The organism is Streptomyces galbus, from assembly GCF_005280195.1.
In the GTDB taxonomy this organism is placed as follows: Bacteria; Actinomycetota; Actinomycetes; order Streptomycetales; family Streptomycetaceae; genus Streptomyces; species Streptomyces galbus.
Window position 1 is genome coordinate 303530 of the sequence record NZ_SZPR01000008.1, and the last position, 15789, is coordinate 319318.

Annotated in this window: 11 protein-coding genes; 2 read left to right on the plus strand and 9 right to left on the minus strand. The window is 73.7% G+C overall.

Going from position 1 to position 15789, the window contains the following annotated elements; all coding sequences use genetic code 11:
- Window positions 1-131: 131 nt before the first annotated feature.
- Together E4U92_RS05795 and E4U92_RS05800 are read right to left on the minus strand one after the other, a co-directional pair.
- On the minus strand, window positions 132-1349 hold the full coding sequence (locus tag E4U92_RS05795) for a cellulose-binding domain-containing protein (RefSeq protein WP_137299156.1): 1218 nt from the start codon (window positions 1347-1349) through the stop codon (window positions 132-134).
- A 163-nt stretch (window positions 1350-1512) separates the two neighbouring features.
- Entirely contained in the window at window positions 1513-2895 is a 1383-nt protein-coding gene (locus E4U92_RS05800; RefSeq protein ID WP_137299157.1) for a cellulase family glycosylhydrolase, read from the minus strand.
- Between the two features lie 415 nt (window positions 2896-3310).
- On the opposite strand from E4U92_RS05800, the gene E4U92_RS05805 reads away from it, so the two are divergent.
- Together E4U92_RS05805 and E4U92_RS36525 are read left to right on the plus strand one after the other, a co-directional pair.
- Window positions 3311-4282 (plus strand): alpha/beta hydrolase family protein, encoded by a 972-nt coding sequence (locus E4U92_RS05805; RefSeq protein ID WP_137299158.1) that lies wholly within the window; start codon window positions 3311-3313, stop codon window positions 4280-4282.
- A 493-nt stretch (window positions 4283-4775) separates the two neighbouring features.
- A complete protein-coding gene (locus E4U92_RS36525) occupies window positions 4776-5309 on the plus strand; it encodes an HD domain-containing protein (protein WP_229861967.1) in 534 nt (177 codons plus the stop codon).
- 170 nt (window positions 5310-5479) lie between these two features.
- Here E4U92_RS36525 and E4U92_RS05815 read toward each other — a convergent pair whose 3' ends face one another.
- The 7 genes from E4U92_RS05815 to E4U92_RS05845 form a co-directional block, all read right to left on the minus strand.
- Entirely contained in the window at window positions 5480-7783 is a 2304-nt protein-coding gene (locus E4U92_RS05815; protein WP_229861966.1) for an SWIM zinc finger family protein, read from the minus strand.
- Window positions 7783-10698: a DEAD/DEAH box helicase gene (locus tag E4U92_RS05820; protein WP_229861963.1), complete on the minus strand. Its 2916-nt coding sequence runs from the start codon at window positions 10696-10698 to the stop codon at window positions 7783-7785. Before E4U92_RS05820 ends, E4U92_RS05815 begins: the two co-directional genes overlap by 1 nt.
- Window positions 10699-10894: 196 nt before the next feature.
- Window positions 10895-11488: a sugar kinase gene (locus tag E4U92_RS05825; RefSeq protein ID WP_137299160.1), complete on the minus strand. Its 594-nt coding sequence runs from the start codon at window positions 11486-11488 to the stop codon at window positions 10895-10897.
- Window positions 11485-12630, minus strand: a complete 1146-nt coding sequence (locus E4U92_RS05830; RefSeq protein ID WP_137299499.1) for an ROK family glucokinase — start codon at window positions 12628-12630, stop codon at window positions 11485-11487. The genes E4U92_RS05825 and E4U92_RS05830 overlap by 4 nt, the downstream gene beginning before the upstream one ends.
- A gap of 217 nt (window positions 12631-12847) precedes the next feature.
- Complete coding sequence (locus tag E4U92_RS05835) at window positions 12848-13621, minus strand: ATP-binding cassette domain-containing protein (protein ID WP_137299161.1); 774 nt, start codon at window positions 13619-13621, stop codon at window positions 12848-12850.
- Entirely contained in the window at window positions 13618-14658 is a 1041-nt protein-coding gene (locus E4U92_RS05840) for an ABC transporter permease (protein ID WP_137299162.1), read from the minus strand. Before E4U92_RS05840 ends, E4U92_RS05835 begins: the two co-directional genes overlap by 4 nt.
- Window positions 14655-15659 carry a sugar ABC transporter substrate-binding protein gene (locus E4U92_RS05845; protein ID WP_137299163.1) on the minus strand — a complete coding sequence of 335 codons (1005 nt, stop codon included), beginning with the start codon at window positions 15657-15659 and terminating at the stop codon, window positions 14655-14657. Before E4U92_RS05845 ends, E4U92_RS05840 begins: the two co-directional genes overlap by 4 nt.
- Between the last annotated feature and the right edge of the window lie 130 nt (window positions 15660-15789).

Sequence of the window (15789 nt, forward strand, 5' to 3'; positions counted from 1 at the left end):
CGGAAGAGTATGGCGCACCAGGGGGTGTCTCCTCGCGGCGGGCGGACGTGGAGGCGGAGGGAGCCGGTCCGCGGTCGGGCCGGCTCCCTCCGCCGGTGCTCGGACCGGCTCCCCCTGCTGCGGCCGGCCGGTCAGCAGCCGATCGGTGACGAGCCGACCGCCACGTCGTCGAACCACAGCGTGTCGTCGCCCGTGCCGTAGCTCTCCCAGCCCAGGCGCAGGGCGGTCGGGCGGGGCGGGGTGGTGCGGGCGAGCCACTGCTGGTCGACGTCCTGGGTGGGGACGCCGTCGGCGTGCAGGCCCGGGACCTGTTCGTCGCCGAGCCAGGTGTCGAGCTTGGGTGCGGACGTGTCGATCGCGAACCGCAGGCACTGCCAGCTCCCCGTGGGCAGCGGCCGGCTCAGTGCCACGCCGGTCGGGCTCTGCGCGGGCAGGGTGGCGTCGTCGGTCTCCCGGTTCCACTGCAGGGCGCCGTTCTGGCCGCCGACGCGCAGGCTCCGCCCGCCCTGGGAGGAGTCGGGCAGGGAGACGAACGTGACGTGGGCCGCGGGCAGCGCGGTGGTGTGCCGCACCCACATGCGTACGTACATCACCGGGCCCACGGAGGACAGGTCGGCGGTGGCGGCGACGAAGGCGTGGTTGCAGTAGCCGGCCCTGCCGTCGACCCGCAGCGACCTGCCGCCGCTGTGCGCGACCGCGGTGTCGACGGCGGCCGTGCCGGTGCCCTGGCAGTCGGGCGCGGTGAAGCGCCAGGCACCGGACGGGGTGGTGCCGGTCTGGTCCTCGAAGCCCGAGCAGATCACGGCCGAACCGCAGTCGGCGCTCGGCGGCGGGGTGCTCGGCGGCGGTGTCGTGGGGGGCGGGGTGGTCGGCGGCTGGGAGGTGGGCGGCGTGGTGGTCGGCGGCGGTGTGCCGGTGCCGCCGCAGGAGACGCCGTTGAGGGCGAAGTCGGCCGGTGCCGGGGCGGACGACCGCCAGGTGCCCTGCAGGCCGAAGTCGGCGGTGCCGCCCGTGGCCAGCGCGCCGTTCCAGTTCGTGTTCACCGCGACGACGGAGCTGCCGGTCTGGGTGACGGTGGCGTTCCACGCCGAGGTCACCTGCTGGTCACCGGCGTACGTCCAGGTCAGTCGCCAACTCGTCACGGCGGGGCCCAGGTTGGTGACCTTGAGCTGGGCGGTGTAGCCGCCCGTCCACTGGTTCACGGTGTAGTCGACCCGGCAGCCGGACTCGGCGCCGCTCGCGGACAGGACGGTGAAGCCGGACGCGAGGAGCGCCGCGGCCATGAGGGACGCCGCGGCCGTCCAGGGGCGGCGCGGGCGGCGCAGTAAGCGCCGCAGGAAGGTGCGCATGAAGTACCTCCGGTGGGGCGAAGGGCGAGAGGGAGCGCCCCGCTTGCACTTGTTGGGAGCGCTCCCAATACGAACGTGTCTTTTGTGCCTTGTCGGTGCGTCAGTACGCCGGTTCTGTGCTGGGCGTGGGCGGTGCGCACCGGTCTCCCGGTGCGCGGGCGGGTCAGCTCGTCGGGAAGTTGTCCGTCGTGCTGATCCGGCTCTTGACCAGCGCACCGGACTCGGTCAGCACACCGCTGCTGCTGTAGTCGCTGCCGTCGCAGGTGCCCGGCTTGAACGCCGCGCTGCTCTCATTGGCGTCGGAGTACGTCCAGTTGGCGTAGCTGATCTTCAACTGGTCGAGCAGGTCCAGCCAGGCCGTGGTGCTCGTCCGGTCCAGCGTGCCGCCGCCGGTGGCGCTCACCGTGCCGAACTCGGTGACGAACAGCGGGAGTTTGGCCGCCGCCCGGCTCACCGTGGCGCGGTAGTTGTCCTTGTGGCTCGCGGCGTAGAAGTGGAACGCGTACATGATGTTGGAGGCGTTGACCGGGTTGTTGACGACCTCGGTCTCGTTGGAGCCGTCCGAGACGCCCAGCGAGGACCAGCCGCGGGTGCCGACGATGACGACGGCGTCCGGGTCGGCGGCCCGGATGACCGGGATGACCTGCTCGGCGTAGCTCTTGATGGCCGTCCAGCTCACGCCGTTGGGCTCGTTGGCGATCTCGTAGATCACGTTCTTCTTCGCGGCGTTGCGGGCGGCGACGGACGCGAAGAACGTCTTGGCGCGGTCGATGTTGTAGTTCGGGTCACCCGGGGTGAGGGTGTGGAAGTCGATCAGCGCGTACATGCCGCGGGCCTCGGCCATGTCGACGTAGCTGTTGACGCGGCTGGTGAACCCGGCCGGGTCGGTCTCGTAGCCCTGCTCCTGCACGTACATGGCGATGCGCAGCAGGTCCGCCTTCCAGTTGTTCGCCAGGGCGTCCAGGGAGGCGCTGTTGTAGCACTTGCTGAACCACTGGATGCCGTGCGTGCTCATCCCGCGCAGCTGGATGGGGCGGTTGTACTGGTTGCACAGGTTGACGCCACAGACCTTGAGCTGCCCGTTGACGCTCAGGGGGGTGCCGGTGCCCGGGTTGCCGGGGTCGGTCGGGGTGTCGCCGCCGGTGGAGCCCGTGCAGGCCACGCCGTTGAGGGTGAAGCCGGTGGGCTTGGGGTTGCTGCCCGTGAAGGTGCCGGTGAAGCCCAGGTCGGCGCTGCCGCCGGTGGCCAGCGAGCGGTTCCAGTCCAGGTTGGTGGCGCTGACCGTGGAACCCGACTGCGACCAGGTGCCGTTCCACCCCTGGGTGACCTTCTGGCCGCTGTCCGGCCAGGTCCACTTGAGCGTCCAGCCGCTGACCGGGTCGCCCAGGTTGGTGACCTTCACCCCGGCCTGGAAGCCGCCCTGCCACTGGCTGGTGATCGTGTAGTCGACCTTGCAGCCGGTGGCGGCCACCGCCTGGGGGCCGGCCAGGGTCGTCAGACCCAGGGCCGTCGCGCAGGTGGCCAGGAGGGCCAAAGTGCGTTTCAACGTTCCTCCTCGTGCTCGTGCGATGCGAAGCGAACCGGAGAGATCACAGCGGGAGCGGAATGGGAGCGCTCCCAAAAGTGCGTCGGCCCGAGAACGTACACCGGTGCGCCGATCGCGTACAGGGATTGGACCGTCGAACGGTTTCGACTTCCGCGTGACCGGCCCGGCGGCCGGGTGGGATGCACGGGTTCGCCGGGAGTGCGCCGGAGGTGCACCAGGGGTGCGCGTGGCGGGGGTGATCAGCCCTCGGGACGGCAGGGACGGCCGGTGACTCACCGGCACGCACCCGGCCCTTGCCCCTCACGTCGACGTGAGGTTTTAGCGTACCCGGGCACGGGGCGAACCGGACATCCGTCCGTGCGTCCTCGCGCCGGCCCGCGCCGCACCGACCCGAACGACCCGAGGGGCGAAGCCCATGACCACTCCGGAACCCGCGCGAACCGCTACCGGGGACGACCCGAGCGCCCTCGCCGCTGTTCCCCCGCCTGTGCCGGTCGTCTCGGTCAAGCCGATCGTGCTGCCGTTCCCCTCGCGGGGCACGGACCTGCACGTACGTGTGTCCGCCCCGGTCACCGGGCAGGACCTGCCGGTCGTCCTGTTCGCGCACGGGTTCGGCTCGGACCTCGACGGCTACGCGCCCCTGACCGACCACTGGGCCGCCCACGGATGCGTCGTCGTCCAGGCCACCCATCTGGACTCCCGGCGGCTGGGCCTCGCCGCGGACGATCCGCGCAGGCCCCGTGTGTGGCGGTACCGGGTGGAGGACCTGAAGCGAGTGCTGGACGACCTCGACGTCCTCGAAGCGGCCGTGCCCGGACTGGCCGGGCGGCTGGACCGTGACCGGGTCGCGGTCGCCGGGCACTCCTTCGGCGGCCAGACGGCCGCGATCCTGCTGGGCCTGCGCGTCACCGACCCGCGGACCGGTACCGCCGAGGACCTGTCCGACCCGCGCGTCACGGCGGGGGTGCTGCTGGCCACGGCGGGGGCGGGCGGGGACCACCTGACGCCCTTCGCGCACGCCGGCCTGCCCTGGCTGCGCGAGCAGGACTTCTCCCGTCTCACCGCACCGGCGCTGGTGGTCGCCGGGGACGAGGACGACCTCCCGCTCACGACGCGGGGAGCCGAATGGACCACCGATCCCTACGTGTTGAGCCCCGGCGACAAGAGCCTGCTGACCCTCTTCGGGGCGCAGCACTTCCTGGGCGGCATCTCCGGACACGGCGCGGCCGAGACCACCGACGAGAACCCCGCGCGCGTCGCTTTGGTGCAGCGCGTCACCCTGGCCTACCTGCGCCACGCCCTGGGCATCGACAGCTCCGCCTGGAACGCGGCCCGAGCCACCCTCGCCGACGGCCGCCATCCGCTGGGTCGACTCGAAAGCAAGTGAGATCAAACCAGGTGAGTTGCGGCTCGAACCCGAGTGAGTAGCGAGGGGCAGGGGGCCGGAGGCCGTCTGGCGAGAATCGGGGGCTTCTTGGCATCTGCTCCTCTGTTTCCTTCCCGTACGCCTTTCATAGGCTCCGGGCATTCCAGGGATCGCCGAGACGAAGAGGGATGCAATGCGTTTGCCTGACAGGGCACTTGACGGGAACGGCGTCACTCGGCGTACGGCGCTGAGGCGAGGCGCCGGTGTCGCGGCGGCCGGAGCGGCCTTCACCGTGGCCTCCGAGCACGTCGGTTCGGCCGTGGCCGCGGATGCGGCGCCGGGCGAAGGGAGAGACAGTTCCCCGGCGTCGAACTCCGGCTCCGGCTCCGGCTCCGGCTCCGAGCCGTACCTGCCTCGGTCGGTTGCGGGGATTCGGATTCCCGGCAGCCGGCTGGCACGGAACGCCGCCGAGTTCGCACGCGCGGCGTCCTCCGAGACGCTCTTCCACCACGTCATGCGTTCCTACCTGTTCGGCTGCGCGCTGTTCGACCTGCGGTCGGTTCCCTACGACCGTGAACTCGCGTTCGTCGCGGCCGTCCTGCACGACCTCGGTCTGGTCGAGGCGTACCGGACGCCGACCGAACGCTTCGAGGTCGACGGCGCGGATGCCGCCCGGCGCTTCCTGGTGGGACACCGGGTCCCCGCCGAGCGGGTGGAGGTCGTGTGGGACGCGATCGCCCTGCACACCGACACCGGTGTCGCCACGCGGAAAAGGCCGGAGATCGCGATGGTCTCCCTCGGTTCCGGTCTCGACTTCTCCGGCAACGGCCTCCAGCAGATCCCGTCCGACACGCGCGAGGAAATCCTCGCCGCGTTCCCGAGAAAGGGATTCAAGCAGGACGCGCTCAGCACCATCCTGTCGCTGTGCCGCACCAAGCCCCTGTCGACCCTGATGCACCCCTTCGCGGAGGTCGGCCGCCGCCACCTTCCGGACTTCCCGGTCCCCACGGTGGAGGACCTGTTGCTCGGGGCGCCGTTCGCGGACTAGCGCGAGAATGCCGTGTGACGCAGCCCACGTCCGGTGGGCGATGATCTGAACGATGCCCGCCCGTCATACCTGCGACAGCGCCGCACACCCTCGCGGAGCAGTCGGCCTGCGGCGGCCCGGGAGCGCAGTCGTGAAGGGCCGCCCGTCCGTCCGCTCAGAGGGTGTCCGGGTCAGAGGGTGTCCGGGTCCGTGGCCAGGCCGGTCAGGGCTCCTACCGGGTCCGGGTCGGGGGTGCCCCGTGGCCACCAGTCGTCCTGGCCGGGTTCGGACTCGTACGCGTACCACAGGCCGTCGCGGCCCAGGCGGAGCTGTATGTGGCCGCGGGGGTGCGTCAGGCGGTTGCGCCAGGGGCGGAAGGCGGGCAGGTCGGCCGCGAGGAGCAGCGGGCGGGCGCGGTCGAAGCGGCCCGCCGGCGGATCCCACGGCTCCTCCAGGACGGCCAGGCCGTCGGGGCCGCCCTGCCGCCACGCCGCGACCGCGCGGGCCAGCTCGGCGGGGGTGCGGCCCGCGGCCGACGCCAGGGAGGAGTACAGGGCGCGGCTGCCGGCCGTCAGTCCGGAGCCGGGGCGGGCGGCGGCGAGCCGTACCGCGTCCTGCCACAGGGTCAGTTCGCCCACGTCGTCCCGGCCGGTCGCCAGCAGGGCGTGCGCGCGGGCGGCGGCGTCGGTGGCGAGCTGGTCGAGCGCGAAGGAGTCCGGGCCGCCCGGCACCGACGGGTACGCCGGGGGCTGCTCCGGGTGCGGGGGCAGGGGCAGCGGCGGGGGCAGGGGGCCCGGCCGGCGTTCCGCTGCCAGGGCTTCCGTGGCCCGGACGCCCGGCAGGGGGTCGGGGCCGTGCTCCTGGGCCGCCCGCGCCGCCCGGGCGGCGTTGCGGCGGGACAGCGCGTCCAGCAGCTCCCGCTCGCCCCGGCCCCGCAGCAGGAGCAGTACGAACGGGTCGGCGTCCAGCAGACGTGCCGTCTGGTAGCAGAGCGCGGCGGCGTGCTTGCAGGGGTGGCCGCGGTCGGGGCAACTGCACTGCGGCTCCAGGTCGCCCGCCTCCGGCAGCAGGGGAACCCCGCAGTCGGCCAGGGAGTGCGGCAGTTCCTTGTCCAGCAGGGCCGCGATGTGCCCCGGCCGCTCCACCGCCGCCTCCAGGAACCGCTCCCAGCCCTCCTCGCCGAGCGTGCGCAACCGCACCTGCACGCGGTACGGCCGCGGCCGGCTCCCCTGCACGTACGCCAGCACCAGCCCCGGGGTCACCGTGATCGCGTCGACGTGCCCCTGCTCGGCGTAACTCCGCCCCCGCAGCACCCGCTTGACGTCCAGCGCGCCCTCCTCCAGCGCGGTGATCCAGGCGTTGCCCCACCAGGTGTCCGCGAACGGGGCGGTCGTGACCTCCTCCGTCCCCGCCCTGCCGTCCGTGCCGACCGTCGCGGTCGTCCGGGGCGGGAACGCGGGGAACGTGCGCCGCAGGTCACCGTCGCGGGCCGGGGCGGCCATCGAGCCGGGGGCGCGGGGTGGGGCGGCGGCGAGCGGTCGTTCCGGGTGACGGTCGTGGTCCGGCGGGGTCCGGAAGTCCCGGGCGGCGGCGGGCTCCTCCTGCCAGGCGTCTGCTCCGGGGGCGTCCGCGTGTGACGGTGTCCGCGCCTCGCCCGCGTCGTCGTCCGACGGCATCCGGAACGCGTCCGCCAGCAGCCTGCGTACGTCGCCCGCGCGTCCGCCGGGGGCACGGGTGGGCTCGGCACGTCGGCGGCGGGACGCCGGGCGGGACGCACCCGGGTCCGGCGTCTCACGGCGCGCCTCGGTCCGCGCCGACCGCAGGGCCTCCCTGGCGAGGTCGGAGGGCCGGGTCGCCGGTCCTCCCGGGGACGCCTGGTGTACGTAGGTGTCGGTTTCGGTGCCCCGGTCGGCAGGGGCGGGTGCCGTGAGGTCGGGGTGCGTGGCTGCGGGCGTGCCCTCTTCCCGCTCCCGCTCCTCGGGGGCCGGGTCGTCGCCCTCTCGGTCACGGTCCGGGGCCGCGTCCCCCTCCGCCGTGAACGTCCGGACGACGGCAGGCCGGCGCGCTTCCTCCACCGTGCCGTCGGATCCGGCCACGCCGTCGGCTTGCGAGGCACTGTCGGCTTCCTCCGCCGCCGTCGTCTCCCCGCTCGGCGCCCCTCTGTCCGCCCTCGCCCGCCGCAGTGCCTCGCGGGCGATGTCGGCCGGCCGGCGTGGACCCTCGTCGGGATGGCGGCGGGCCGGCACCTCCTGCGCGGCAGCCGCGAGTTCGGCGCGAGTCGGTTCGTCCGAGGCGGACGTCGGCGTCGGCAACGGCGTCGGCGTCGGGACGTCCCTGCGCGCGTGTCCGGGCGTCGGCGTCGCATCCGTCTCCGGCTGCGCCGCGCTCCCCCGGCCGTTCCGCGCGGCCCGCAGGGCGCGTCGGGCCGCGTCCGCCGGGCGGTCGCCGTGGTCGGCCAGGTCACCGTGGTCCGTCATGTCGCCTTGGTCGGTCATCACGCCTCCCTCCGCAGCGAGACCAGGTCGGACAGTTCACGGTCGGTGAGTTCCGTGAGGGCCGACTCGCCGGAGCCGAGGATCGCGTCGGCGAGGGCGCGCTTGGCCTGGAGCATGTCGGCGATGCGGTCCTCGACGGTGCCCTCGGTGATGAGGCGGTGGACCTGGACGGGCTGGGTCTGGCCGATGCGGTAGGCGCGGTCGGTGGCCTGCTCCTCCACGGCCGGGTTCCACCAGCGGTCGAAGTGGACGACGTGCCCCGCGCGCGTGAGGTTCAGGCCGGTGCCGGCCGCCTTGAGGGAGAGGACCAGCACCGGGGTCGCCCCGCTCTGGAAGCGGTCCACCATCCGCTCGCGCTCCGCGACCGGCGTCCCGCCGTGCAGCAGGTCCACCGGGACCGCGCGGCCGGCCAGGTGCGCGGCGATCAGGCGGGCCATCCCGACGTACTGGGTGAAGACGAGGGCCGAGCCGTCCTCCGCCAGGACGGTGTCCAGCAGCTCGTCCAGCAGGGCGAGCTTGCCGGAGCGCGCGACGAGCCGGTCGTCGGCGTACCGGCCGTGCTCCTCCTTCAGGTAGAGCGCCGGGTGGTCGCAGATCTGCTTGAGCGCGCCGAGCAGCTTGAGGACCAGGCCCCGGCGGGCGATGCCCTCCGCGCTCTCGATGACGGACAGCGACTCGCGCACCACCGCCTCGTACAGCGCGGCCTGTTCGCGGGTGAGCGGGACCGGGTGGTCGGTCTCCGTCTTGGGCGGCAGCTCGGGGACGATGCCCGGGTCCGATTTCCTGCGGCGCAGCAGGAAGGGGCGGACCAGGCGGGCCAGGCGCTCCACGGCCTGCGGGTCCTCGCCGTTCTCGACGGCGCGGGCGTGCCGGGCGCGGAACGACTTCAGCGGGCCGAGCAGGCCGGGGGTCGTCCAGTCGAGCAGGGCCCACAGCTCGGAGAGGTTGTTCTCGACGGGCGTGCCGGTGAGCGCGATCCGTGCCGGGGACGGGATGGTGCGCAGCGCCTTCGCGGTCGCCGAGTAGGGGTTCTTCACGTGCTGGGCCTCGTCGGCCACGACCATGCCCCAGGGCTGCCCGGCGAGCGTCGGGGCCGCGGAGCGCATGGTGCCGTAGGTGGTGAGGACGAAGCCGCCGGTGAGGTCGTCCAGGGTGCGCTCGGGGCCGTGGAAGCGGCGGACGGGGACGCCGGGCGCGAAGCGGGTGATCTCGCGCTGCCAGTTGCCGAGCAGCGAGGCCGGGCAGACCACGAGCGTCGGCTCGGTGCGGGCCCGCTCGAGGTGCAGCGCGATGACGGTGATGGTCTTGCCGAGCCCCATGTCGTCGGCGAGGCAGCCGCCGAGGCCGAGGGAGGTCATCAGGTCCAGCCAGGCCAGGCCCCGCAGTTGGTAGTCGCGCAGGGTGGCCCGCAGGCCCGGCGGCGGGTCGGCCGGGCGGACGCCGGCCGTCAGGCGGTCGCGCAGGGCGGCCAGGGCGCCCACCGGGACGGCCTCGACCGTCTCGCCGTCGACCTCGGCGGTGCCGCTGAGCGCGACGGACAGCGCGTCGACCGGGTCGAGCAGGCCCAGTTCGCGTTTGCGGGCCTTGCGGACCAGCGCCGGGTCGACGAGCACCCACTGGTCGCGCAGCCGGACGACCGGCCGGTGCGCCTCGGCGAGCTGGTCCATCTCGGTCTCGCTGAGCGGGTCCCCGCCGAGCGCCAACTGCCAGCGGAACTGGAGCAGTTCCTCGCTGTCGAAGAAGCCGGTGCCGTCGGTCGCCGAGCCAGGGGCGGGGCGGACGACCGCGGTCGCGGCGAGGTCGTGGGCGAGGTCGCGCGGCCAGTGCACGGCGACCCCGGCCGCCGCCAGCCGGCCCGCGGCGACGCCCAGCAGGTCGCCCAGCTCCTCCTCCGAGAGGGCGAGCACGTCGGGCGCGTCCTGCTCGGCGAGCCGGGCCAGGGGCGGCCAGACGCGGGCCGCGCGGCGCACCGCGAGCGCCGCGTCCACCCGCGCGCGGGGCCCGAACGCCGCGTCGGCCTCGCCGGCCCACAGCGCGGCCGCGTCGGCCACCAGGGTCGGATCGGCGAGGCTGTGCACCTGCACCACGGCGGCCCCGGCGCTGCGTGCCCCGCCGGCGCCGGCGCCGTCCCCGGTGTCGAACAGGTCGTACGCCGACAGGTCCAGGCGCAGCGAGATCCGTACGCCCGCGTCCATGCCGGCGGCGACCTCGGCGGCCCAGTCCTGCGCGTCGGGCAGCCGCTGGGGCCTGCGGTCGGCGAAGGGCCTGCCCGAGGCGTACGGGGCGGCCGGGGTGCGGGGCAGGGTGTCGGCGACGGCGTCGAGGAAGGCGCGCATCAGCGCCTCCGGCTGGGGCAGCCGCAGCGGTCCGGGGCCGGGCAGCGGCACGGCGTGGCCCTCGGCCGGGAGGGCGGCGGCGACCGCGCGCAGGTGGGCGACGTCCTCGGGGTCGAGGGGGCCCGCCCGCCAGGCGTCGTGCCCGGTGGGCGTGAGGCCGGGCAGCAGCCGGCCGCGCGCGGCGAGCCGCACCGCCTGCAGCGCCGCCGCGCCCCAGCAGGCGGTGGCCGGGTGGGCGGCGGGGTCGCGGCGGGCGCGCACGAGCAGGGGGAGCGCCCGGTCCAGCGGGAGCGACAGCGCGGGGACCTGCCTGCGGCGGACCGAGGACCCGTGGCGGCGGACGACCGTCAGCTCGGTGCGCCCGACCTCACCGGCGGGGGCGGGCAGCGGCTCGTCCGAGGGGTCCCACAGGGCGATACGACCCTCGCGCGGCAGGGCGGCGGGCAGGAAGACGGCGGCGAGGCGCAGCGGGACGGACGCGGACGGCGACTCCGGTGCGGTCGCCGTGGCGTCCGCCGCTCCCGGGGCGGCGGGGCGCGCCGGGACGGCCGCCCGCTCCCCCGTGGCCGTGTCACCCATACGCCCTGCTCACCTCCCGCCCGCGTCCCGGATCAGTCGTCTTCGACTCTACGGGCGGGGTCTGACAATCGGCCCCGACGGCCGATCGCGCACCGGACGACCGGCCCCGGCGGGCGGCCCCGCACCCGACGACCGGCCCTGACGGCTGCCCTTGCACCGCGGACCACCGGCCCCGACCGCCGACCGTACGTCCCGGTCAGGGCACCGTCCGCGACACGACGTACACCATCGGGTAGGTCGGGTTGCCGGTGTTGACCACCACGTCGTGGGTCGGCTGCGGGTTCTTCTGCTGGTGGATCAGCCCGAAGTAGTCGCCGGGGCGCGAGCCGGGGCCCGAGAACTTCCAGCCGGTGACCTTCTGGTCGCGGGCGCTGATGGTGATGCGGTCCTTGGTCAGGTCGTCGCGATCGACGCCGAGGTCGGAGAGGAACTGGTCCAGGCCCGCGTGGGTGGTCTGGAACTGGACGTACAGGCGGCTGGTCTTCCAGTTGTTCGTCTCGTAGTACGCGACCTTGTTGGACGGGTGCGGGACGGGCACCTGGTACAGCCTGCGCTGGACCTTCGACGGCCAGCCCTCGGAGAGGCCGGTCGCGGAGTACTTCTTCTCCTTGTCCAGGCCGCTGTCGCGGCTCTGCGCGGCGGAGATCACGAGGTAGCCGGCCGGGACGCCGATGAGCAGCCCGATGATGAGCAGGGTGAGCGTCCGGCGGCGGATCATGTGACGGCGGTCCTCGGGCGGCCGGGGCGGCTCGTCCGGCGGCGTGGCCTGGCGGGGCAGTGAAGCGGTCATGCCGTGTCCCTCGTCCGGCGGAACTCGGCGAACCGCTCGTAGCGCTCGTACCGCTCGACCCGGCGCCGCTTGGCGCGCCGGAAGCGGCGGGCGACCAGGCGGGCGAGGTCGGCGGCGCCGACCATGCCGGCCTCGGGACCGAGCTGGGCGCGCACGATCCGGGCCTCGGGGCGGTAGCCGCGCCCGGTGAGGTGCCGCTTGAACGCGTCGCGCGCGGGGCCGATGAGCAGGTCGTCGGCGGCCGAGACGCCACCGCCGATCACGAAGCAGGACGGGTCGAGGGCGGCGGCGAGGTTGGCGATGCCCACGCCGAGCCACTGTCCGATGTCCTGCAGCAGCTCGATGCACATGGCGTCGCCCTCGCGGGCCAGCTCGGTGATCATCGGGCCGGTGATGTCGGCGATGTTGCCCTTGACGTGCTCGGCGATGCCGTACGCCACCGGGGAGTCGGCGGCGGCCAGCTCGCGGGCCTCGCGGACCAGGGCGTTGCCGGAGCTGTACTGCTCCCAGCAGCCGCGGTTGCCGCACGGGCAGCGGTGGCCGCCGGGCACGACCTGCATGTGGCCGAACTCCCCGGCGACCCCGTACTTGCCGCGCTTGACCTGGCCGTCCTCCAGGATCGCGCCGCCGATGCCGGTGCCGAGGGTGATCATGACCAGGTGGTCCTCGCCGCGCCCGGCGCCGAAGCGCCACTCCGCCCAGGCGGCGGTGTTGGCGTCGTTGTCGACCAGGACGGGGACCGAGAGGCGGCCGGAGAGGCGGTCGCGCAGGGGCTCGTTGCGCCAGTTCAGGTGGGGCGCGAACAGCACGCGGTTGCGGTCGGCGTCGATCCAGCCGGCGGCACCGATGCCGACGGCGTGCACGTCGTGCCGGTCGGACAGGTCCAGGACCAGCTCGACGATCGTGTCCTCGACGACCTTCGGGCTCTTGGACTTGTCCGGGGTCTCCGCGCGGACCTTCTCCAGGATGTTGCCGTCGGCGTCCACGACGCCCGCCATGACCTTGGTGCCGCCGATGTCGATGCCGACCGTGGGCACGCGCGGCGCGGTCAGGTGGGAGCGGCGCTCACGTGTGCCGACGGTGCGGAGCGCCGGCGCACGGCGGGAGCCGATGGGGGCGCTGAAGTTGCCGTAGGTGCTCATCAAGGCCCGATTCTGCCGCACGGTCCCCCGGGCCGCCGAATGGGGCAACGGCGCAGGGGGCCGTGAGGCACCGTCGCGCGCGTGCCGACGTGGGGGGCGCTGCGGGGCCCGCGAAGGGTCCGGGAGGCACGGGCGGTGCGCCACGGCTCGCGCGCCGCCCTCCCGGCCCCCCAGCCCGTGGCTCAGCGCGCTGCGCCACGGCTCGCGCGCACCGCCCTCAGCCCCGGCCCCCCAGCTCGTGGCTCAGTGCCTCCAGTTCGCTGCCGCCCGCCATCTGGTGGGTCAGCTCCTCCAGGGTGATGCGGTCGCGGGTGTAGTGGCCCACGGTGGTGCCCCGCTTCAGCAGGGCGAACCGGTCGCCGACGAGGAACGCGTGGTGCGGGTTGTGGGTGATGAGCACCACGCCCAGGCCCTGGTCCCGTGCCGCCGCGACGTACTTCAGGACCATGCCCGACTGCTTCACCCCGAGCGCCGCCGTCGGCTCGTCGAGGATGAGGACCTTGGCGCCGAAGTACACCGCGCGGGCGATCGCCACGCACTGGCGTTCGCCGCCCGACAGGGTGCCGATGGGCTGGTCCACGTCGCGCAGGTCGATGCCCAGGCGCAGCAGCTCCGCGCGCGTGGTGCGGCGCATGAAGTCGACGTCCAGGCGCTTGAAGGGGCCGGCGCCCTTGCGCGGCTCCGAGCCGAGGAAGAAGTTGCGCCACACCGGCATGAGCGGGACGACGGCCAGGTCCTGGTGGACGGTGGCGATGCCCCGGTCCAGCGCCTCGCGCGGGGAGGCCAGCCGGGTCTCCTCGCCGTCGAGCCGCAGGACGCCGCCGTCGTGCTGGTGGAGCCCGGCGATGATCTTGATGAGGGTCGACTTGCCGGCGCCGTTGTCGCCGAGGACGCAGGTGATCTCCCCGGCGTGCACCTCCAGGGACACGCCGTCCAGGGCGCGGACGGAACCGTAGTGCTTGCTGACGTCGGTCAGCTCGACGAGGGTCACTTGGCCGCCTCCGCGCGCTTGCGGACCCAGTGGTTGAGCAGGGTCGCGAGGAGCAGCATCGCTCCGAGGAAGAACTTGAACCAGTCGGGGTTCCACTCGGCGAAGACGATGCCCTTGCTGGTCATGCCGAACAGCAGGGCGCCGACCGCCGAGCCGACGGCGCTGCCGTGGCCACCGGTGATCAGGCAGCCGCCGATGACGGCGGCGATGATGTAGATCAGCTCGTTGCCGACGCCCTCGCCGGACTGGACGACGTCGTAGGAGAACAGCAGGTGCTGGCCCGAGATCCAGGCGCCGAGGGCCACGCCCATGTAGAGGGCGACGCGGGTGCGGGCGACGGGAACGCCGACCGCGCGGGCCGCGTCCGCGTTGCCGCCGACGGCGAGGATCCAGTTGCCGGCCCGGGTGCGCAGCAGGATCCAGGAGGCGACGGCGACCAGGGCGAGCCACCACAGGATGGTGATCTTGATGTCGACGCCGCCGACGGTGAACGTGGAGGCGAAGACCGCGTGCGCGGCGGGGAAGCCCTCCATGTCGGCGATGGTCTTGGTGGAGACCGTGCCGTCGATCAGCTTGGTGAAGCCCAGGTTCATGCCGGTGAGCATCAGGAACGTGCCCAGGGTGACGATGAAGCTGGGCAGCCGGGTGCGGGTGAGCAGGAAGCCGTTGAAGGCGCCCACCGCCAGGGTGGCCAGCAGGGACACGCCGACGCCGACCCAGACGTTCGCGGTGAGCTGGTAGCTGGTCATCGACGAGATCAGCGCCGAGGACGTGACCAGGACACCGGCCGACAGGTCGAACTCGCCGCCGATCATCAGCAGCGCGACCGGCACGGCCATGATGCCGATGGTCGAGGACGCGTACAGGACGGTGCTCAGGCTCGACGCGCGCAGGAAGCTGTCGGCGGCCAGGGCGAACACCACGAACACCGCGACCGCGCCGACGACCGAGCCCAGTTCGGGGCGGCTCAGCAGGCGACGCGCGGACGCGCTCTGCAGAAACCTTCCTTCACGGATTCCGTCCGTGGCCGCGCTCATCGGGTCCCCCGCTGCGTGTACGCCGCGAGCGCGGCGGCCTGGTCCTTGGTGACGATCTGCGGGCCGGTCAGCACGGGCCTGCCGCCGCCGAGGGTGTCGGCGTTGTACTTGTACAGCCACAGCAGGTCCACGGCCTCGTAGCCCTGGAGGTAGGGCTGCTGGTCGACGGCGAAGCCGAGGCTGCCGTCCTTCAGGCCGGCGGCGACCTTGGCGTTCAGGTCGAAGGTGTCGATCTCGGCGGTGCTGCCCGCGCCCCGCCGGGCCTGTACGGCGGTGTCGGCGTACGGCGCGCCGAGGGTGACCACGGCGTCGATCGTCCGGTCCGTCTGCAGCCGCGCCTCCAGGGCGGACTGCACGTCGGGCATGCTCGTGCCGTTCACGTACAGCCGCTGGAGCGTGCCGCGGAAGGTCTTCGCCACGCCGTCGCAGCGCTGTTCGTGGCCCACGTTGCCCTGCTCGTGCAGGACGCACAGCGCCTTCTTGCGCCCGCGCCGGTTGAGCTCGTCGCCGACCGCCTCGCCGGCCACCGACTCGTCCTGGCCGACGTGGGTGAGCGCGCCGAAGGCCTTGGACTGCTCGGAGCCGGAGTTCACCGTGATCACCGGGATGCCGGCCTTCCTGGCGCGGGCCAGGGCCGCCTTGAGCGCGTCGGGCTTGGCGAGCGAGACGATGATCCCGTCGACCTTCTTGTCCACGGCCGCCTCGACGAGCTGCGCCTGCTGCTGCGCCTCGTCGTCGTGCGAGTACAGGAACGCGATGTTGTCCTTGACCGCGGCCTGCTCGGCGCCGCTCTGGACGATGTCCCAGAACGTGTCGCCGTCACCGGAGTGGGTGATCATCGCGACGGTCCAGCGAGGGGTGTCCACCGCCGCCCTGCCGTGCGCGGCCGCGGCCTTGCGGGCGTCCTCGGCGCGTTTGCCCCCGGTGCTGCTGCACCCGGCGAGCGACACGCACAGTGCCCCCGCCAACGCGATCCCTGCCCAGGTCCGAAACCGTGCCACGAGGCCGTGCCCTTCTTGCCGTGTGCTGTCGTGCGCGCGTCCGGCGACGGAAGTGACCGTTCACCGGACGCAAACGCCCCATTATCGAACACGGGCTCGGGCGCCGTCGGGCGGGGGACCCGGGAGTCGT

Excerpts from the sequence above, each read along its gene's own strand:
- E4U92_RS05795 (WP_137299156.1), bottom strand. The coding sequence starts at position 1,349 with ATGCGCACCTTCCTGCGGCGCTTACTGCGCCGCCCGCGCCGCCCCTGG.
- E4U92_RS05805 (WP_137299158.1), top strand. The coding sequence starts at position 3,311 with ATGACCACTCCGGAACCCGCGCGAACCGCTACCGGGGACGACCCGAGC.
- E4U92_RS36525 (WP_229861967.1), top strand. The coding sequence starts at position 4,776 with ATGCGTTCCTACCTGTTCGGCTGCGCGCTGTTCGACCTGCGGTCGGTT.
- E4U92_RS05815 (WP_229861966.1), bottom strand. The coding sequence starts at position 7,783 with ATGACCGACCAAGGCGACATGACGGACCACGGTGACCTGGCCGACCAC.
- E4U92_RS05820 (WP_229861963.1), bottom strand. The coding sequence starts at position 10,698 with ATGGGTGACACGGCCACGGGGGAGCGGGCGGCCGTCCCGGCGCGCCCC.
- E4U92_RS05825 (WP_137299160.1), bottom strand. The coding sequence starts at position 11,488 with ATGACCGCTTCACTGCCCCGCCAGGCCACGCCGCCGGACGAGCCGCCC.
- E4U92_RS05830 (WP_137299499.1), bottom strand. The coding sequence starts at position 12,630 with ATGAGCACCTACGGCAACTTCAGCGCCCCCATCGGCTCCCGCCGTGCG.
- E4U92_RS05840 (WP_137299162.1), bottom strand. The coding sequence starts at position 14,658 with ATGAGCGCGGCCACGGACGGAATCCGTGAAGGAAGGTTTCTGCAGAGC.